16 protein-coding genes and 1 tRNA gene are annotated in these 19,464 nt (G+C 39.2%); 9 read left to right on the forward strand and 8 right to left on the reverse strand.

The genetic code is table 11. From position 1 onward, the window contains the following. Positions 1-192: 192 nt before the first annotated feature. On the forward strand, positions 193-2,898 hold the full coding sequence (gene adhE / locus PR809_RS07945; RefSeq protein WP_206276141.1) for a bifunctional acetaldehyde-CoA/alcohol dehydrogenase: 2,706 nt from the start codon (positions 193-195) through the stop codon (positions 2,896-2,898). A 198-nt stretch (positions 2,899-3,096) separates the two neighbouring features. On the opposite strand, the gene PR809_RS07950 is transcribed toward adhE, so the two are convergent. Then, positions 3,097-3,726 carry a thymidine kinase gene (locus PR809_RS07950; RefSeq protein WP_102138649.1) on the reverse strand — a complete coding sequence of 210 codons (630 nt, stop codon included), beginning with the start codon at positions 3,724-3,726 and terminating at the stop codon, positions 3,097-3,099. A 530-nt stretch (positions 3,727-4,256) separates the two neighbouring features. Between PR809_RS07950 and hns the strand changes: the two genes are divergently transcribed. After that, positions 4,257-4,667, forward strand: coding sequence for a histone-like nucleoid-structuring protein H-NS (hns, locus tag PR809_RS07955; protein ID WP_004254106.1), 411 nt, complete (start codon positions 4,257-4,259; stop codon positions 4,665-4,667). A gap of 466 nt (positions 4,668-5,133) precedes the next feature. Here hns and galU read toward each other — a convergent pair whose 3' ends face one another. After that, positions 5,134-6,054 carry a UTP--glucose-1-phosphate uridylyltransferase GalU gene (gene galU / locus PR809_RS07960; RefSeq protein WP_102138650.1) on the reverse strand — a complete coding sequence of 307 codons (921 nt, stop codon included), beginning with the start codon at positions 6,052-6,054 and terminating at the stop codon, positions 5,134-5,136. 159 nt (positions 6,055-6,213) lie between these two features. After that, positions 6,214-7,224, reverse strand: coding sequence for a two-component system response regulator RssB (gene rssB, locus PR809_RS07965; protein WP_102138651.1), 1,011 nt, complete (start codon positions 7,222-7,224; stop codon positions 6,214-6,216). 125 nt (positions 7,225-7,349) lie between these two features. Here rssB and PR809_RS07970 point away from each other — a divergent pair, with 125 nt between their 5' ends. The 3 genes from PR809_RS07970 to PR809_RS07980 all read left to right on the forward strand — a co-directional run bounded on the left by PR809_RS07970 (position 7,350) and on the right by PR809_RS07980 (position 9,021). Next, positions 7,350-7,829, forward strand: coding sequence for a YchJ family protein (locus tag PR809_RS07970; protein WP_102138652.1), 480 nt, complete (start codon positions 7,350-7,352; stop codon positions 7,827-7,829). Positions 7,830-7,928: 99 nt separating this feature from the next. Next, positions 7,929-8,777 carry a formyltetrahydrofolate deformylase gene (gene purU / locus PR809_RS07975; protein ID WP_102138653.1) on the forward strand — a complete coding sequence of 283 codons (849 nt, stop codon included), beginning with the start codon at positions 7,929-7,931 and terminating at the stop codon, positions 8,775-8,777. A gap of 159 nt (positions 8,778-8,936) precedes the next feature. Next, positions 8,937-9,021, forward strand: a tRNA-Tyr gene (locus PR809_RS07980). A gap of 1 nt (position 9,022) precedes the next feature. Here PR809_RS07980 and PR809_RS07985 read toward each other — a convergent pair. Beyond that, the gene (locus tag PR809_RS07985; RefSeq protein ID WP_166264881.1) at positions 9,023-9,898 is read right to left on the reverse strand and encodes a LysR family transcriptional regulator; all 876 of its coding nucleotides are present in this window, start codon (positions 9,896-9,898) and stop codon (positions 9,023-9,025) included. Between the two features lie 565 nt (positions 9,899-10,463). On the opposite strand from PR809_RS07985, the gene xthA reads away from it, so the two are divergent. Beyond that, on the forward strand, positions 10,464-11,276 hold the full coding sequence (gene xthA, locus PR809_RS07990; protein ID WP_206276140.1) for an exodeoxyribonuclease III: 813 nt from the start codon (positions 10,464-10,466) through the stop codon (positions 11,274-11,276). Positions 11,277-11,341: 65 nt separating this feature from the next. On the opposite strand, the gene PR809_RS07995 is transcribed toward xthA, so the two are convergent. From PR809_RS07995 to PR809_RS08005, 3 genes are read right to left on the reverse strand one after another with little or no spacing between them, the layout of a single operon-like run. Further along, a complete protein-coding gene (locus tag PR809_RS07995) occupies positions 11,342-13,267 on the reverse strand; it encodes a DNA topoisomerase III (RefSeq protein ID WP_206276139.1) in 1,926 nt (641 codons plus the stop codon). A gap of 3 nt (positions 13,268-13,270) precedes the next feature. After that, positions 13,271-14,314 carry a selenide, water dikinase SelD gene (gene selD / locus PR809_RS08000; protein ID WP_206276138.1) on the reverse strand — a complete coding sequence of 348 codons (1,044 nt, stop codon included), beginning with the start codon at positions 14,312-14,314 and terminating at the stop codon, positions 13,271-13,273. A gap of 11 nt (positions 14,315-14,325) precedes the next feature. Then, the gene (locus PR809_RS08005; RefSeq protein ID WP_166264875.1) at positions 14,326-14,877 is read right to left on the reverse strand and encodes an NAD(P)H nitroreductase; all 552 of its coding nucleotides are present in this window, start codon (positions 14,875-14,877) and stop codon (positions 14,326-14,328) included. Between the two features lie 451 nt (positions 14,878-15,328). Here PR809_RS08005 and sppA point away from each other — a divergent pair, with 451 nt between their 5' ends. The 3 genes from sppA to pncA all read left to right on the forward strand — a co-directional run bounded on the left by sppA (position 15,329) and on the right by pncA (position 19,021). Continuing rightward, positions 15,329-17,185, forward strand: a complete 1,857-nt coding sequence (gene sppA / locus PR809_RS08010; RefSeq protein WP_102138659.1) for a signal peptide peptidase SppA — start codon at positions 15,329-15,331, stop codon at positions 17,183-17,185. Positions 17,186-17,352: 167 nt separating this feature from the next. Then, positions 17,353-18,372, forward strand: coding sequence for an asparaginase (gene ansA, locus PR809_RS08015; protein WP_102138660.1), 1,020 nt, complete (start codon positions 17,353-17,355; stop codon positions 18,370-18,372). Between the two features lie 22 nt (positions 18,373-18,394). Further along, positions 18,395-19,021 carry a bifunctional nicotinamidase/pyrazinamidase gene (gene pncA, locus PR809_RS08020; RefSeq protein ID WP_102138661.1) on the forward strand — a complete coding sequence of 209 codons (627 nt, stop codon included), beginning with the start codon at positions 18,395-18,397 and terminating at the stop codon, positions 19,019-19,021. A 109-nt stretch (positions 19,022-19,130) separates the two neighbouring features. On the opposite strand, the gene PR809_RS08025 is transcribed toward pncA, so the two are convergent. Next, complete coding sequence (locus PR809_RS08025; RefSeq protein WP_102138662.1) at positions 19,131-19,436, reverse strand: YeaC family protein; 306 nt, start codon at positions 19,434-19,436, stop codon at positions 19,131-19,133. Between the last annotated feature and the right edge of the window lie 28 nt (positions 19,437-19,464).

Consider the following 19,464-nt stretch of genomic DNA (forward strand, 5'->3'; position numbering starts at 1 on the left):
TACTCTTAACTGATAGGCAGAGCTAATGAGGATATTAACTCAAAACTGAATAAGGTTTTTAAGCCAATAAGCGATCATGAGCAGCGTTATTATAGATAACATCTATACTTTCATCTTTAAGCATTTCCTAGTTCTATAGATGCATTTTGCTCATTGGCTTAAAAAGTTTAACATTTATCAGGAGTAATCTATATGTCCGTAACTAACGTTACCGAACTCAATGAACTCGTTGCTCGTGTCAAAAAAGCTCAACGCGAATTCGCAACTTTCTCCCAAGAGCAAGTTGATGAAATCTTTAGAGCCGCCGCCCTCGCTGCTGCTGACGCACGTATCCCCCTAGCAAAACTCGCTGTCGAAGAATCTGGAATGGGTATTATTGAAGATAAAGTGATCAAAAACCACTTTGCTTCAGAGTATATCTATAATGCGTATAAAGACGAAAAAACCTGCGGCACGCTATCTGAAGACCCAACATTTGGAACAATTACTATCGCTGAGCCGATTGGTATTATCTGTGGTATTGTTCCAACAACAAACCCAACTTCAACCGCGATTTTTAAATCACTGATTAGCTTAAAAACGCGCAACGCTATTATCTTTTCTCCGCACCCTCGCGCTAAAAATGCAACTAACCGCGCAGCACAAATCGTGCTTGATGCTGCCATTGCAGCGGGGGCACCGAAAGACATTATTGGCTGGATTGATTCCCCTTCTGTTGAGCTATCCAACGCTTTAATGCACCACCCTGATATTAACCTGATCCTAGCGACAGGTGGGCCAGGCATGGTCAAAGCAGCTTATAGCTCAGGTAAACCTGCTATTGGTGTTGGTGCTGGTAATACCCCTGTCGTTATTGATGAAACAGCGGACATTAAACGTGCCGTTGCGTCCATTTTGATGTCAAAAACATTCGACAACGGTGTTATTTGTGCTTCTGAACAATCCGTTGTGGTTGTGGATGAAATCTACAATCAAGTTCGCGAACGTTTTTCAAGCCATGGAGGCTACCTGCTACAAGGAAAAGAGCTTAAAGCGGTTCAGGATATCATCTTAAAAAATGGCAACCTAAACGCTGCTATTGTTGGTCAGCCTGCCTATAAAATTGCAGAAATGGCCGGCATTACCGTTCCAAAAACAACTAAAATCTTAATCGGTGAAGTCAAAACCATCGATGAGTCAGAACCGTTCGCACATGAAAAACTTTCACCATTATTAGCGATGTATCGTGGTAAGAATTTTGAAGATGCAGTTGCAAAAGCAGAACAATTAGTTGAAATGGGGGGGATTGGCCATACCTCTTGCTTATATACTGACCAAGATAACCAACATGATCGTGTTAACTATTTTGGCCAAAAAATGAAAACAGCGCGTATTTTAATCAATACGCCAGCGTCACAAGGTGGTATCGGTGACCTGTACAACTTTAAATTAGCCCCTTCTCTGACTCTAGGTTGTGGTTCTTGGGGTGGTAACTCCATCTCTGAAAACGTAGGTCCAAAACACCTAATCAATACCAAAACTGTGGCGAAGAGAGCTGAAAATATGTTGTGGCATAAACTTCCGAACTCAATCTACTTCCGCCGTGGTTGCCTCCCTATCGCCCTTGAAGAGATTGCAACTGACGGTGCTAAACGCGCTTTCATCGTAACTGATGGTTATCTATTCAATAATGGTTATGTTGATGAAGTGGTTAGCGTTCTCAAAAAACATCACATTGAAACAGACGTTTTCTTTGAAGTTGAGGCAGACCCAACATTAACGGTGGTTCGTAAAGGTGCAGCCCAAATGCAAGCATTCCAACCTGATGTGATCATTGCATTAGGTGGTGGTTCACCAATGGATGCGGCTAAAATCATGTGGGTTATGTACGAACACCCGGAAACTCATTTTGAAGAATTAGCATTACGTTTTATGGATATACGTAAACGTATCCACCGTTTCCCTAAAATGGGCGTTAAGGCTAAATTAGTTGCTATCACAACGACTTCGGGAACAGGTTCTGAAGTCACGCCATTTGCGGTAGTGACTGATGATAAAACAGGCCAAAAATATCCATTAGCAGACTATGCATTAACGCCAAATATGGCAATTGTTGATGCGAACTTAGTCATGAATATGCCTAAATCTTTAACGGCTTTTGGTGGTTTAGATGCGGTCACCCATGCGTTAGAAGCTTATGTTTCTGTTTTAGCTAACGAGTTTACTGATGGCCAAGCACTTAAGGCCCTGAGTCTATTAAAAGATTATTTACCAGCCAGTTACCATGAAGGGGCTAAAAACCCTGTAGCAAGAGAACGTGTCCATAACGGGGCGACACTTGCAGGTATTGCTTTTGCAAACGCATTCCTTGGTGTATGTCACTCTATGGCACATAAGCTTGGCTCAGAGTTCCACATCCCTCATGGGCTTGCTAATGCTTTGCTGATTTGTAACGTTATCCGTTTTAATGCGAATGATAACCCAACAAAACAAACTGCATTTAGCCAATACGACCGCCCTCATGCACGCCGCCAATACGCAGAAATTGCGGATCACTTAGGGCTCACTAAAGTCGGTGATCGTACTGCTGAGAAAATTGAAAAATTACTCGCATGGTTGGAGGAAATAAAAGCCGATTTAGGTATTCCTAAATCTATCCGTGAGACTGGTGTTACTGAAGCTGACTTCTTAGCTCGCGTGGATAAACTTTCTGAAGATGCATTTGATGACCAATGTACAGGTGCTAACCCTCGTTATCCTTTAATCTCTGAAATTAAACAATTATTATTGGATTCTTATTATGGTCGCGAGTTCGTTGAGCATCAAGACGTACCCGTGATTGAAAAAGAGGAAAAAAAAGCGCCTCAGAAAAAAACAGCCGTAAAAAAAGAAGCTGAAAAGAAAAGCACTAAGAAATAATGTATTAAACATTATTTAAAATAAAGGCACTGCAATTATTGCAGTGCCTTTTGTTTAGTTATTAAAAATGAGTTACTGTAAGAATACATAAAATCGATATTATATAAAACGATTCAACTCGCTGAGTTTATCTCACAGTTGGTCATAATAGGTTGATATCAGAGAGCTATTTTATTTCCTACACCAAACGATTTCCATTCATCTAAAGTGGAGTGCCTGTTTAGGTATAACACCCTCATTCATCAATTGAGCTTGTTTTATTGCTTCTGAATAGTGTTTACGACAAACAGAAATATACTTTTCATTGCCGCCTATATCGACTTGTAAGCCTTTATATACAGGTATCCCATCACTTCCTATACGTAAAACCTTACTTGCCTTACGGCCACAATAGCAGACTGTTTTTAGCTCGACTAATTTATCAGCCCAAGCAAGCAAATATTGGCTACCTTCAAATAATTGCCCCGCAAAATCAGTACGCAACCCATAACATAAAACTGGAATATCCTCGTTATCGACTATGTCACATAATTCTTCGACTTGTTTTTTTGTTAGGAACTGACACTCATCAATAAGAACACAATGCACTTTTTGTGTGCTATTTTCTTTTTTAATCAGCTCGGCCATATTTGTTGTCGCTGAGTAGAGTAACGCCTCTGCTGATAAACCGATGCGCGATGAGACTTTTCCTTGTTCAAAACGGTTATCTATCTCTGCAGTAAAAATAACCGTACGCATCCCCCTTTCATTATAGTTATACGATGATTGCAATAATGACGTTGATTTTCCCGCATTCATAGCTGAATAATAAAAGTAAAGCTGAGCCATTTGGCTGTTCCCTCAAAATTAATATACGTAATAATTTTACCATAAAACAGACTTTATGATTAACAATAATGGTCTGTATGTCCTTTACTTATTGAAAATTTAACTTTTTTTTCGACTATACTCGTTCCTTATTGCAAATATTGCTTAGCTTGTATGCAATAAAAACCAATTTGATATTAACTATAAACAGTTTCAATTAAAGCACATTCCGCTAAAAATCATCATCAAAAAAAGAAAATTTAAGGAATCCATCCCTTCAATTCATTCTGCGTAAAAGTAAAATGAGACTCTCCTCTTCTTTTTCGAATAATTTAATCACTACGATTTTAGCTTATTCCTATTTTTCGTTTAGTTCAGTTATTGATAATAGCTATATATATATCTACGAAAAGTTTATTTTTCTTTTGTAAAAAAATTGCAATCGCTAAAGATTACTTTTAAACTAAGGAAGTAATTTAGCTATTGCAGAATTTAAAATAGCATTCTATTATTACTGTACACATGCCAACTAATAATTTGAGACCAGGAAAATGAGCGAATCATTAAAAGCGTTAAATAACATCCGTACTCTTCGTGCTCAAGCTCGCGAAGTAACTTTAGAATCTTTAGAAGAAATGCTGGAAAAATTAACCGTCGTTGTTGAAGAACGTCGTGATGAAGAGAGCCAAGCTCGCGCGGAATTAGAAGAACGTAACCGTAAATTGGAAAAAGTTCGTGAAATGATCCTTGAGCAAGGCGTCGATTTAAATGACCTTCTGCAAACAATGGACTCAGGTAAAAGCACTAGCACCCGTGCTAAACGTGCTGCACGTCCAGCTAAATACAAATATGTTGATGAAAATGGCGAAACTAAAACTTGGACAGGCCAAGGCCGTACTCCAGCTGTAATCAAAGTTGCCATTGAAGAACAAGGCAAATCTTTAGATGATTTCTTAATCTAATCGCCTCAACATGTATTCTAAACACCCTTTTATAAGGGTGTTTTTATTTTAAAGCTTTATATATTATTTTATATTAACCTGTAATAAGAAAAGGTGCTTAGCTATTATAACTCTCCCCTTCAGCACGAAAGCCTCATAACTACTGCCCTCTGCTTCAATTAACTGCCCTGTTTAAGCTTTTGCGGCGTATTACGCTATCGACAAATAATCATGATAAATAAAAATATGTAGTAAAGATATGTAAGCTTAATTAGATAAATTTAAATATTGTTCAGTGATTTTATTTATGTAATGAGGTTGTTTGTTAATTTTTACACCCTATACTCTTATAGGATGTACAGGCTAAAACAGCCGAAATCAGAGCGATACCCCTTAATATTTGATATCTATTGTTAGTAATTATTTTTTCACGCATAAAAAAGCTAACAAATTAAGTTAGCCTTTAATAAAAATTCATTGTGGAATTTTATTTTGCTGAATTCAATGATACTGATAATTCTTTCAACCACTGGGTAAAATCATCTCCCAGCGCATCATGTTGCATTCCATATTCAACAAACGCTTTCATATAACCTAGCTTATTTCCGCAGTCATGACTTTTACCACATAAGTGGTAGGCTTCTACTGGTTCATTATTTTCCATCATTAATGCAATGGCATCAGTTAATTGTATTTCATCTCCAGCACCTGGTGCTGTTTTGGCTAATGCATCCCAAATCTTTTCAGATAAAACATAACGACCAACAATAGATAAATTAGATGGAGCCTCTTCACGTTTTGGTTTTTCAACCATACGGATAATTCTTTTACTATCCCCTGGCGCTAACATTTCACCATTACAATCCACAATACCATAGCTAGAGACATCTTCTTCTGGTACTGGCTCAACTAAAATCTGACTTGCTCCTGTAGACTCATATTGCTCTAGCATTTCACGCAAATTAAATTTGGTTAAGTCTGTACTGTAACGGTCTAAAATGACATCGGGTAAAATAACCGCAAAAGGTTCTTCACCGACTAACGGCTTAGCACACAAAATAGCATGCCCTAGCCCTTTCGCTATTCCTTGGCGTGTTTGCATAATCGTTACGTGGCTTGGACAAATAGATTGAACCTCATCCAATAGCTGGCGTTTAACACGCGCTTCCAAAATAGCTTCTAATTCAAAGCTTGTGTCAAAGTGGTTTTCAATGGAATTTTTCGATGAATGGGTCACTAAAACAATTTCATTGATCCCAGCCGCAATACATTCGTTAACAACATATTGAATCAGAGGCTTATCGACTATTGGCAACATTTCTTTTGGAATAGCTTTTGTTGCAGGAAGCATACGAGTTCCTAAACCTGCAACAGGGATTACCGCTTTACGCACCTTGCGCTGTGTCATTTTTATCACTCCAGATATCATCTTAGCCTCTCTAATTTCACTAAAGTACCAAGAGGCATTTTAAGTGCGCAGAAGTATATCAGGAAATATTCATGAATAAATAGCGACGAGTCCGAATAGGGGTATTTAGATTACAGGAGTATGCATTTTAGGCATTAATTATGTTTCGGGATTAAACATAAGTTTTATTTTCTGACTATTATTACGAATTAAACACTGCCAAGCATTTCCTTTTACCTCTAAGTGATTAGATTGATAAAATTTTAGCGTGCCTAAAGGAAGGCTTCTAGGTAACTTAACATGTGTATTTTCTGTCGTTATTTCCGCTTCTAAGCCCGCACTCGCCATAATAATCGATTTATTCTGTGTATTAAAATACCCTAATAATAGAGGAAATTGCCCACTAAACCCCGAATCCTCCAGTAAATAATTTATTTGATTAATGATCCTGTCAATATTCGGTAGTTTTTTTTCTGGGTAGCTTACCGCACTTTTTAAAAGGTCATTAAACACAACTCGAATCAAAAAAGCCGCCATAATACCTTCTTGGGGAGAACGTTCAGTGTCAATGCAGTAGAACCCTATTTGGCTATCTGAAATAGGCGCTAGGTCTAATAATAACCCAAATCGGCTAGCCTCATTAAGTTGACGATAGTTAATTCGATAATTATTTATAATTTGGTGTACTGGCGGTTGTAACTGTTTCAATACCGCTAACATATCTTGGGTATGATCTTGCATTAATGTAGAAATTTGATGAATTTCCTCGTCAATCAACTCTGTTAGGTTACTTTGCTCAGGGTACAGTGCTGAAAGGAGTGTCACTTTAACTTCATCTAAATTTTTTATTGGCTTTAATAAAGCATCCTTAGCCCCTAAACGAAACATTCTATCTAACTGAGTAAAATCTGTTGTTGCTGTGATCACAATGACTGGAATATCGATATTGCGAGAAACGAGCTCTCTCATAAATGCTTCACCATTCATGACCGGCATACTTAAGTCACATAGAATGATATCAGGGTTGATACGGTCTATTGTTAACATCTCTATTGCTAATTGACCATTATCTGCGGTATAGATCTCAATACCCAGTGTTTCTAGGTAGTTTTTTAAAATTGTACAGAAGGTGATTTCGTCTTCTATTATGAGTACTTTTCTATTTTTCATAAGATACCTACTGCAAAAGCCTGGTTTAATTAACAATACAATTATTCATACGATAAAATCATTTATTCACCATCATTTAAGTATAGTGATTTTTCAATCTTATACTTATTTTTATAGGGAGTGTTATGAAATCTCAAGCAGAAGATAAGTGTTACTGTGGTAACGAAGCACAATTTGAACAATGTTGTGCCCCTTTTTTGCAAGAAAAATCGATCCCACAGACGCCAGAGCAGCTTATGCGCTCAAGATATAGCGCTTATGTACAGCAAAATGCCGATTATCTGATTAAAACCTGGCACCCTGATTGCCATGCCCAAGAGTGGTATCAAGAAATTGTAAATAGTTTCTCGAAGACACAGTGGCTTGGCCTTCGTGTTATTAGTTCTTCTTATGCCAAAAATCCTAATGAAGCTTATGTCGAATTTTCGGCTTGCTTTATTGATGAAAAAGCTGATCATAAGCAGCTTATTCATGAACGTTCGCGTTTTATTAAGATGGATTCGTGTTGGTTTTATATAGACGGCATTACTCCCAAAGTTGGTCGTAATGATTTGTGTCCTTGTGGCTCTGGTCAAAAATATAAAAAGTGTGGGCATCCAAACTAATCACCCTTTATTTGATATCTGTCTAATAAGACACATGCAATACTCAATCCGTCATTTTCTTTTTTATATCGCTTTGTTAGTTAAGGATTAGGCTGTTTCATGCAACACAAAATTGTACAGAAGAAAATTCTCAGGACAATTTGCCCTGACGCGAAAGGATTAATCGCGAAAATCACCAATATTTGCTATAAGCACCAACTCAATATCGTACAAAATAATGAGTTTGTTGATCACCACACCGGCCGTTTCTTCATGAGAACTGAGCTAGAGGGTATTTTCAACGATGAGACATTATTAGCTGACCTTGATGATGCATTACCGGTTGGATCTCAACGCGAATTAAATACAGCAGGTCGACGTCGTATTGTCGTTATGGTGACAAAAGAAGCTCATTGTCTGGGCGATCTACTCATGAAAAGTGCTTATGATGGTTTGGATGTTGAAATTGCAGCGGTTATTGGAAACCACGACACCCTAAAAAACTTAGTCGAACAATTTGATATCCCATTCCACCATATTAGCCATGAAGGCCTAACTCGCGAACAACATGATGAAAAAATGACAGCGCAGATTGACCAATATCAGCCTGACTATGTTGTGTTAGCTAAATATATGCGCGTATTAACGCCTGCATTTGTGCAGCATTATCCAAACCAAATTATCAATATTCATCACTCATTTTTACCCGCGTTTATTGGTGCCCGCCCTTACCACCAAGCTTATGAGCGTGGCGTAAAAATTATTGGAGCGACCGCGCACTTTGTCAATGACAACCTCGATGAAGGACCAATCATTACGCAGAATGTAATTAATATAGACCATACATTCACAGCGGATGATATGATGCGTGCAGGGCGTGATGTCGAAAAAAATGTCCTCAGCCATGCACTCTATTGGGTTTTAGCTCAACGTGTATTTGTCTATGGTAATCGCACCATTATTTTATAAGCCAACGTAGTGGCTTATTTAACAACACTTTGTTGATTTAACACGCATTAAGAATAAAAAAACAGCAAACAACCATTTTATTGAAAATTAATGCTTTACAGCGGCGCGTCATTTGATATGATGCCGCCCGCTGTCAACGATTACAGCAATTCAAAATCTGGTGGGATACCCAAGCGGCCAAAGGGAGCAGACTGTAAATCTGCCGTCACAGACTTCGAAGGTTCGAATCCTTCTCCCACCACCATCTAATTGATTTCACCTCCTAGTTTGTCAACAACCCCCATAAAACGATTTAACACACTTGAGTGTGATTTTGATTTATAGATATAACACACACTTTTCCCCAGGATTTTGTTCAATGATATATAAATCAATGACTTATCAATCAACTCTTCTTCTGGATAATGGTCTATAATGCCAATAAAATCACCCTCTTGAATGAAACTTTGGCAACAGCCGATATTATCCATTTGTCTTACACTTGTTTTATTATCAACCGTTTCAATTTTTGCCAATAAATCACTCATCAATGAACTTTTATAAAATGCAGGATCACATAGCCATGTACTTTTTTGTAATAATGTAACCAGGTCATAATGAAATTTTTCATACAGTTCTTTTCTGCAATAAATACCTAATGGTGAGTTTTCTATTATTTTTTGTAATGAAAATCGCTCACTAACTACCTGTTCTGAACTAAGTATAAGAGTATTCCCATCATAATCGACAATTTCATCTACTTCGTCATAATTAAACCTTAATATATTTACTTGTACATTATTTTGATGTGCTGATTGATATAAATTAATTAAATGATTTTCCTTCCCCCAGTCATAATAAATATTAGCCTCATTGATTATATAACCTGAAAAATGTTTTTTTGTTATTTCCTTCTCCTGTAAATAAAGATCTCTTAGATCGTTATAAAGTTCTTGGCCATCCTTAGTTAATGTCATTCCAAATTTTTCTCGTTTAAAAAGCCGTTTACCTAGGCTTGTCTCAAAGTCTTTGATTGACTTTGCGATGGGAGGTGTCGTACGGTTCATCACTCTTGCAGCCTTACTTAACGAGCCATTCTCAACAACCGCCATAAACGCCTCTAATTTTCTTGAAAAGAACATATCTATGACCCCATTCCGTTTATTAAAATGTTAATCAACATACTTAGTTTTCTCATTAATAATTATATTGATCACCCCAGAAATTAACTCATAAAATGAAAAATCAAACTTGATTTTTTATTGAATGATTAACAATATTTCATAAAAGTATTTTTATAATTTCCATCATTACAAAGCAATATATTATACTGTTTAGATTGATTATTTTTTATGCCTCCACTATTAAATCACATTAAAATATAAATAACCAATTGACTTTAAATGAAATTAAAACTAGTTAATATTGAAATTATTAATTTAATTTCAATATTAAATTATACCCTAGCATTCATAATAAATTTAATTAACAATAATATTTTTTGATTAACTAAAATTATTATTATATTTATATTGAGCGCTGAATTTTGATATTGTTCTAAGAGTGAGTTATGCCATGACCGTTTTTATCATAGCCATTACTAACTATAAAACAACCTAATCATTGAAACATGCTACGCGGGGTTACAGTACAGCTACCATCTGGTAGAATAAGCATAATAATCATAAAACTAGGTGATAAAAAACCATGAAATTCATATCGTTCAATATCAATGGCCTTCGAGCTCGCCCTCACCAACTCGCTGCAATCATCGAAAAACATCAACCTGAGGTTATTGGCTTACAAGAAACAAAAGTCCATGATGATATGTTTCCCTATGAAGAAGTTAGTCAGCTCGGCTATCATGTTTTTTATCACGGCCAAAAAGCGCATTATGGTGTCGCTCTTTTAACTAAAAATGAGCCTCTTGCTGTCCGTAAAGGCTTTCCAACTGACGATGATGACGCACAGCGTCGTATTATCATGGCTGACATCCAAACGGAGCGTGGCCCATTAACTGTTGTGAATGGTTATTTTCCTCAAGGGGAAAGCCGTGACCACCCAACAAAATTTCCAGCAAAAGAAAAATTTTATCAAGATTTACAAAATTATATTACATCAACACAAACTGCTGAGTCCCAATTGCTCATTATGGGTGACATGAATATCAGCCCAACAGATCTTGATATCGGTATTGGCGAGGTAAATCGCAAACGTTGGTTAAAAACCGGAAAATGTTCTTTTTTACCCGAGGAGCGTGAATGGTTAGCCAAATTATTAGGCTGGGGCTTAGTTGATACATACCGTGCGAAAAAACCTGATGTTGCTGATTGCTACTCATGGTTTGACTACCGTTCTAAAGGTTTTGATGATAATAGAGGCTTACGTATCGACTTATTGCTTGCATCAAATAAGTTAGCAGAGCGCTGTATAGCAACGGGTATTGATTATGATATTAGAGGAATGGAAAAACCGTCAGACCACGCACCTGTATGGTCTGAATTTGACCTAACAAAATAATTTTTATCTCGGGTTCTAATGCAAAAAGGCGCTCTAAGCGCCTTTTATTGTTTTACCAGACTCAACTAGTCTTCTTTCTTTTTCGTTTTTTTACCCGTTTTTGTTGGTTTTTTCCCCGTTTTTACTGATGGGGCCGGCAGCTCTCGAAATGCCCTCAAATTTGTAAACTGGCGCGCATGGTGAATTAATTGCATCAAAGTTTGACTTAGTGGATGCATAAAATCATCATAACGTGATTGTTTCTCACTAATTTGAGTTAACACTGATTCCCAATGGGCAGTCATGTCCGGTAAAGTCGCCATGTCAGGTAGAACATGAATTAGAGCCCTTCCCGCAGGCGAGGAATGAATATAACGCCCTTTCTTATAGAGGAATTGGCGCTTAAATAGTAAATCAATGATGCCTGCCCTTGTCGCTTCGGTGCCAAGCCCATCCGTTTCTCGCAATACTTTTTTTAATGCTTTATCCTGCACAAAACGCGCGATCCCTGTCATTGCGGATAGCAACGTCGCATCCGTAAAAGGACGCGGGGGCTGTGTTTGCCGTTCAACCACTTCCCCTTTTTCACATAGCAACTCATCATTTTTATTCACAACGGGTAGCGGCATACCATCATTTTCAGCATCGCGCTCTTTATTACCCAAAACAACTCGCCAACCTACTTCAGCAAGAAATCGAGCTTTTGCAATAAATTTACCCTTTTCAATTTCGAGATCAATCGTACACTTACGGTAAACTGCATCAGGCATAAACTGGATAATATATTGACGTGCAATCAGTTGGTAAATTTTACTTTCATTCTCAGTTAGCTTTGCTGCTGCCGTTTTTGCTGTTGGAATTATTGCATGGTGGGCATCCACTTTTTTGTCGTCCCAACACCGGTTTTTTTTATCCAACTCTGTCAATTCAAATTCAGTAAGATCTGGTTGATGTACCGCAATTGCATTCAATACACTGTGCCGCCCTGCAAAATGTTCATCAGGCAAATAGCGGCTATCTGAACGCGGGTACGTAATTAACTTGTGCGTTTCATATAAACGTTGGCAAATGTCCAATACTTCTTGCGCACTCAACGCATACTTTTTAGCAGCTTCAATTTGCAAAGACGATAAAGAAAAAGGCAACGGTGCAATTTCAGATTCGCGTTTGTCTTGATATTGCGTCACTATGGCAGGTTTGCCCTCGATACGCGATACCACATGTTCTGCAAGCGGTCGGTGAAACAAACGCCCTTCTTCGTCTTGGTAATCAATACAGGAGTCACTTGGCTGCCATATCGCCACAAAACGCTCATCCTTTGGCGTAACAATATGGGCTTTAACCTCGAAATAGTCTTTAGGAACAAAGTTCTCTATTTCTTCGTCGCGCCTAACGACTAGCCCCAAAACTGGCGTTTGTACCCGCCCAACAGAAAGAACACCTTGATACCCACCCCGTTGTCCTAATAACGTATAAGCACGAGTCATATTGATGCCATACAACCAATCGGCTCGCGCTCTTGCTAAAGCAGAGACACAAAGAGGAATAAATTCGCGATTTTCTCTTAAACGGTCAATTGCCCGCTCAACCGCTTGAGGGTTAAGGTCATTAATTAGGCAACGCTTTACTTCTTTGCGTTTTTCAGGGTCGAGCTTTAAAAAATCAAGCACTTCGTCCACCAGCAATTGACCTTCTCTATCAGGGTCTCCTGCATGAACGACAATTGAGGCTTGCTTCAGCAATGTTTCAATAGTTTTTAATTGTTTAGTTACTGCGGGACGGGGCTTCAACTGCCACTTATCAGGGATAATTGGCAGATCCTGAAGATTCCAGCGTGCGTACCGAGGCTCATAGGCATCCGGCTCAGCCTGCTCTAAAAGGTGGCCAATACACCATGTTACGGTTTGGCCATCACCACATTGAATAAAACCATCACCTCGTTTATGAGGTTTGGGTAATACATCTGCAATGGCCCTTGCAAGGCTCGGTTTTTCCGCAATAAACAAACGCATAAATTAATCTATCACTTCAACTAAAGGAACATTATCCTGATGGGGTAATAATTTGCCGATAGACTGTAACAAAACACCTTGCTGCTGTGCAATCTCTTTAATTTTAGAGACTTCGGAAGGTTTTACTGCAATGAGTAGGCCACCAGAGGTTTGCGGGTCACACAGTAGCTGGCGCTGCATATCATTCATAGGGCCAATAAGATGACCATAACTGTCGAAGTTACGAGTTGTTCCACCGGGAACACAGCCTGCTTCAATATACTTTTCGACATCCGCTAATTTAGGAACTTTACTAAAGGAAATTTCAGCGCGAACGTTAGAGCCTTCACAAATCTCACTTAAATGACCTAATAAACCGAAACCGGTCACGTCAGTCATCGCCGTCACACCATCTAAAGGCGCAATAACCGCCCCTAGTTTATTCATTTGGCACATGGTTTCTGCCGCTAAATGTTGATGTTCAGGTGCAAGTACCCCTTTTTTCTCTGCCGTTGTCAAAACGCCAATACCGAGCGGTTTAGTTAAGAACAGTTCGCAACCCGCTGTTGCAGCACTATTTTTCTTCACATATGCCGTATTGACAACACCAGTAACCGCCAGCCCAAAAATAGGCTCAGGTGCATCAATAGAATGACCTCCTGCCAATGAAATACCTGCATCAGCACAAGCTGCACGGCCACCTTCAATCACTTCTCGAGCCACTTCAGGTGGTAGCTTAGCGATTGGCCAGCCTAAAATTGCGATTGCCATGATGGGCTTTCCGCCCATCGCAAAAATATCGCTAATCGCATTCGTCGCGGCAATACGGCCGAATTCAAACGGGGAGTCGACAATCGGCATGAAAAAGTCGGTTGTGCTGATGATGCCAATTCCATTACCTAAATCATAAACAGCGGCATCATCTTTCGTCTCATTACCAACTAACAAATGTGGATCATAGAATTTTGCTTGTTCTGTGTGTAAGATTTGCTCTAATACTTTCGGTGCAATTTTACAGCCACAGCCTGCGCCATGACTATATTGCGTTAATCTAATTTTCTCAGTCATTATTATTCTCTTTAGAAGTGAGACACAAAACCTGTCATGTCGGGCGCTTGTACTTTTGTTGGTGCTTTAAGCTCTGGTGTTCCTAAATAAAGAAATCCAACAATGCGGTCGTTATCTCCACAACCTAGTCCTGCACGAACCACGGCATCTTCTGTCCATGCCCCTGAGCGCCATATACCGCCAAAACCCTGAGCTACAGCGGCCATTTGCATCGCCTGCACAGTACAACTCGCAGCAACTAATTGCTCCCATTGTGGTACTTTCGGGTGGTCTTTTAATTTCGCAATCACAGTAATAATTAATGGGGCACGAAAAGGTGCATTGCGTGCTTTTTCTTCTACCTCAGCACCTAACTGTCCTTCAATTGCCGCTTTTTCTAATAACTGACTGAAGCGTTTAATCCCCTCATTTTGCATAACAACAAAATGCCACGGTTTTAACGCACCGTGATCAGGTGCTCTCATCCCTGCTGCAAGTATGTTATTAAGTTCTTCGCCTTGCGGTGCTGGTGTTGTGAGTCTAGAAGCTGAACGGCGGTTCAACAAAAGGGTTAGAGCATCCATAATTGTCTCCGTTTAAGAGTAAACTGATGTAATAATCATTCAATTAGATAATTATACCCACGTTATCTATTGTTTAAGCTTAAAGGAAAATCGCTTACACTAATACAACAATAACAATGATTCGCTAGGTAAAATTACGTTATAAATTCATTGAATTGTATCATTTGTCATATGTGAAAAATATCATTGAAACATTGTACCTTGCGTATCTTAATTTTGTTATGCATAAAAATAGCCCGCAATTGCAACTAATTGTATTGATATAACTTTAATATCAAACATTCGAAGTGATGATCGGGTAACAGATTTGCTTTTGAGCATATTATTGTTAATTCGTGCTACAGACGGAAATAGCCCAGCTGTAGAAAGAAATATTTATGTGATATCCAAAAATAGTTTGTACCAGAAGCCAACACCCGTGTGGTGCAAAATATACAGGATAGGAGAAAACATGCGTCAACTATGGGACATCATCGCTACCATCTTTAGAATTAGCTGGCGAGCACTCAACTTTATTAGGGAATTCGTTTTCAACGCCATTTTCTTAGTATTATTTTTTGTCGTTATTGGGTCGATTGCCCTTTACCAAACAGATACTCAACCTGAAAAAAATTATTTTGGTGCTTTATATGTTGATTTGCAGGGCGTTATTGTAGACCAAGTTTCTGCTCCAGACCCATTTGGTCGTATGAGCCGTGAACTACTCGGTACTTCAAATAGCCGTATGCAAGAGAATTCACTATTCGACATCGTTGACACCATTCGCACCGCCGCAAATGATGACCGCATTACAGGAATGGTATTACGCCTAGATGATTTAGTTGGCGCTGATCAACCCTCTTTAGCTTATATCGGTAAAGCAATCAACGAATTTAAAAGCTCAGGGAAACAGGTTTACGCCATCGGTAACAGTTATAACCAGTCACAATACTATCTTGCTAGTTACGCTGATGATATCTACCTCACTCCTCAAGGGGCTGTTGGGGTGTATGGTTTTGCAACTAATGGTCTGTATTACAAGACACTATTAGAAAAACTCAAAGTCAGTAGCCATATTTTCCGTGTCGGTACTTATAAATCTGCAGTTGAGCCGTTAATGCGTGATGATATGTCCCCAGAGGCTCGTTTAGCCAATAAACAGTGGTTAGATGCCCTTTGGAACAATTACCTCGCAGAAATCGCCAAAAACCGTAATACGACCAGTACACAAATTTTCCCTGGGGCTGATACTATTTTAGAACAATTACGATCAGTCAAAGGCGATAGCGCACAGTATGCTTTAAAACAAAAGTTGGTTGATAAACTTTATACAAACGAACAAGTTGAAGATTTACTCAGTAAACACTTTGGTTGGAATAAAGAAGATAAACAGTTTAATAATATTAGTATCTATGATTATTCTGCCAAAATAGCAGATATCAATACGGATCAAGGCGGCAATATCGCTGTGATTGTTGTTCAAGGTGCCATCATGGATGGCCCGCAAACAGCAGGAATTGCCGGGGGCGATACTATTGCAGCACAAATCCGCGATGCTCGCCTTGATGATAATATTAAAGCGATCGTCTTACGGGTTAACAGCCCGGGGGGAAGCGTCAGTGCTTCTGATTTGATCCGCAGTGAACTGGCTTCTGCCCATGCAGCGGGCAAACCTGTTGTGGTTTCTATGGGAGGCATGGCAGCATCGGGGGGTTATTGGGTATCAACTCCCGCGGACTATATTATTGCTAGTCCAAACACACTGACTGGCTCAATTGGTATATTTGGTGTGATCAATACCTTTGAAAAATCCTTAGATTCTATTGGGGTATATACTGATGGTGTATCAACATCACCATTAGCAGATATTTCTTTGACAAAAGGGATCAGCCCACAATTTGCTGACATGATGCAAATCACTATTGAAAATGGCTATGAAACATTTATTGGCTTAGTTGCTAAAGCTCGCCATAAAACGCCAGCAGAAATAGATAAAATTGCACAAGGCCGTGTGTGGATCGGGCAAGATGCACTTAAAAATGGCCTTGTCGACCAGCTAGGTGATTTTGATAATGCGGTAGATAAAGCCGCTGAGCTCGCTAAACTCACTGATGTTAAGTTAGATTGGATGAAGCCTGAGTTGACCTTTATGGATCAATTGCTACTTGAATTAACAACTAGCGTCCAAGCCGTAATGCCCGATGTACTACACGTATTTTTACCCCCAGCTGTCGCGACGGACATCCGCCAGCAAGCTCAATTTTTCTTAAAAATGAATGACCCGCAAAACCGTTATGCATTTTGCTTAAATTGCGCAGAAATTAACTGATTGCTAAATCCCCTTCAGAACCGGTGAAGGGGATTTCTCTCATAACCCCATCAATAACCTCATATCAATCTAATTATTCGTAAGTTAACGATAGTAATACGCTAACAAATACGTCAAAATCCTGATAATCACTCTCCTTCGATAAGTTGGATAAATTAGGTAATCAGATGCAGAAGAAATCAATTTATGTTGTCTACACGGGCGGAACAATCGGCATGCGCCATTCACCACAGGGATATGTGCCTGTTTCCGGTCACTTACAAGCTCAATTAGCTCAAATGCCTGAGTTTCACCGTCCTGAAATGCCTGAGTTTACGATCCGAGAGCATCAGCCGTTGATTGATTCATCTGATATTACCCCTGAAGATTGGCAGCTTATCGCTGATGACATTTGTGAAAACTACCCACTTTATGATGGGTTTGTCATCTTACATGGCACTGATACCATGGCTTTTACTGCTTCTGCGTTATCTTTCATGTTTGAAAACTTGAAAAAACCGGTAATAGTGACAGGGTCACAAATACCTTTAGAAGCATTGCGTTCTGATGGGCAGACGAATCTATTAAATGCATTATATTTAGCGGCAAACTACCCCGTTAATGAAGTCGGCCTATTTTTCAATAATAAATTATATCGCGGTAACCGCACCGTTAAAGCCCATGCTGATGGCTTTGATGCTTTTAGCTCGCCTAACTGCTCACCACTAATGGAAGCTGGCATCAATATTCGCACATTTAATACATGTCCTGCTCCTATTGGTATCGGTGAATTTAAAAGCCACCAAATTACACCTCAACCTATCGGTGTGGTTACACTTTACCCTGGGCTCTCAATTGAGATTGTTCGCAATATTCTTCAGCAACCTGTTAAGGCACTAATCTTACGCTCTTACGGTGTCGGTAATGCCCCTCAGCAACCTGAATTACTCCGTATACTTCGCGAAGCAACGAGCCGAGGAATTATTGTGGTGAACCTGACACAATGCATTTCTGGTCGTGTTAATATGGAAGGCTATGCCACGGGACACGCCCTTGCTGAAGCTGGTGTGATCAGTGGATATGACATGACTTTTGAAGCCGCCTTAAGTAAGTTGCACTACTTACTTAGCCAAAATTATACCCCTGCGTTGATCCGTGAATTAATGCAGAATAATTTACGCGGTGAGTTGAGCTATGCTGATGAATAACAGATAAAATACTGAGGACATAATGAAAACAGCTTTACTGTTAGTCGATTTACAAAACGATTTTTGCACTGGCGGGACATTGGCAGTAAATGAAAGCGAACATGTTATTGATGTTGCGAATAAAGCAATGGCTATTTGCCAACAAAAACGGATAGATATCATTGCAAGTCAAGATTGGCATCCCGCGACACACCTTAGCTTCGCTGCTAATTCAAACACTCAAATTGGTGAAGTCGGTGAATTAAACGGCATTACACAAGTTTGGTGGCCTATTCATTGCGTACAAGGTGAACACGGCGCTCAGTTACACTCGAATTTAAACCAATCGCTTATTCGTGAAACTTTCACCAAAGGGGAAAACCCTCAAGTTGATAGTTATAGTGCCTTTTTCGATAACGATAAAATTAGCCAAACTCGTTTGCACGCATGGTTACAAGAACAGCATATCTCACATTTAATTATTATGGGAATTGCGACAGATTATTGTGTCAAATTTACTGTATTAGATGCGTTAAAACTAGGCTATTCCGTGGATGTTCTCGCCGATGGGTGTAGAGGTGTTAACCTAGCGGCCAATGATAGCCAAGAAGCCTTAGCTGAAATGCAAAAGCAAGGCGCAAGGTTAATCACTTTAGCTGACCTTCATTAGCTCATACTTTGCTGACAAGTTTTCTCATATCAGTTGAGAAAACTTGTTTTAGTGACCCTGTCACCCTTTAGCATCATATTGAATAACCAAACTTTTTGTAAAGCAGCTGTTATTCATCATTGTTTTGTGGTTTTAAGGTCGCTAACATTTCACCTTGAAACAACATTTTCAGCTCTTGTTTGCTCTTCATCGTAATTTCACCGTTAGTCCCTACCGTCATATGTTCCGGGTCATGGTTATTCCGTGACTGCCACAATAGCACCATTTGTAAGCTATGTTCTTTCTGTTCCGGTGTTAACATCACCCCATCAGGCCATTTACCGAGTTCAACTGCTGTCACTAGGCGCTCATAAATTTCGGGGGTCATCACTGCCAACAATTGTTCAAGCTGCTCTGGATTAACTTCAACGCTCACGGTAAGGCTCCTTCAAATACACAATTAG

The sequence above is a fragment of the Providencia sp. PROV201 genome (assembly GCF_028479545.1).
Classification (GTDB): domain Bacteria; phylum Pseudomonadota; class Gammaproteobacteria; order Enterobacterales; family Enterobacteriaceae; genus Providencia; species Providencia huaxiensis.

Excerpts from the sequence above, each read along its gene's own strand:
- adhE (WP_206276141.1), top strand. The coding sequence starts at position 193 with ATGTCCGTAACTAACGTTACCGAACTCAATGAACTCGTTGCTCGTGTC.
- PR809_RS07950 (WP_102138649.1), bottom strand. The coding sequence starts at position 3,726 with ATGGCTCAGCTTTACTTTTATTATTCAGCTATGAATGCGGGAAAATCA.
- hns (WP_004254106.1), top strand. The coding sequence starts at position 4,257 with ATGAGCGAATCATTAAAAGCGTTAAATAACATCCGTACTCTTCGTGCT.
- galU (WP_102138650.1), bottom strand. The coding sequence starts at position 6,054 with ATGACACAGCGCAAGGTGCGTAAAGCGGTAATCCCTGTTGCAGGTTTA.
- rssB (WP_102138651.1), bottom strand. The coding sequence starts at position 7,224 with ATGAAAAATAGAAAAGTACTCATAATAGAAGACGAAATCACCTTCTGT.
- PR809_RS07970 (WP_102138652.1), top strand. The coding sequence starts at position 7,350 with ATGAAATCTCAAGCAGAAGATAAGTGTTACTGTGGTAACGAAGCACAA.
- purU (WP_102138653.1), top strand. The coding sequence starts at position 7,929 with ATGCAACACAAAATTGTACAGAAGAAAATTCTCAGGACAATTTGCCCT.
- PR809_RS07985 (WP_166264881.1), bottom strand. The coding sequence starts at position 9,898 with ATGTTCTTTTCAAGAAAATTAGAGGCGTTTATGGCGGTTGTTGAGAAT.
- xthA (WP_206276140.1), top strand. The coding sequence starts at position 10,464 with ATGAAATTCATATCGTTCAATATCAATGGCCTTCGAGCTCGCCCTCAC.
- PR809_RS07995 (WP_206276139.1), bottom strand. The coding sequence starts at position 13,267 with ATGCGTTTGTTTATTGCGGAAAAACCGAGCCTTGCAAGGGCCATTGCA.
- selD (WP_206276138.1), bottom strand. The coding sequence starts at position 14,314 with ATGACTGAGAAAATTAGATTAACGCAATATAGTCATGGCGCAGGCTGT.
- PR809_RS08005 (WP_166264875.1), bottom strand. The coding sequence starts at position 14,877 with ATGGATGCTCTAACCCTTTTGTTGAACCGCCGTTCAGCTTCTAGACTC.
- sppA (WP_102138659.1), top strand. The coding sequence starts at position 15,329 with ATGCGTCAACTATGGGACATCATCGCTACCATCTTTAGAATTAGCTGG.
- ansA (WP_102138660.1), top strand. The coding sequence starts at position 17,353 with ATGCAGAAGAAATCAATTTATGTTGTCTACACGGGCGGAACAATCGGC.
- pncA (WP_102138661.1), top strand. The coding sequence starts at position 18,395 with ATGAAAACAGCTTTACTGTTAGTCGATTTACAAAACGATTTTTGCACT.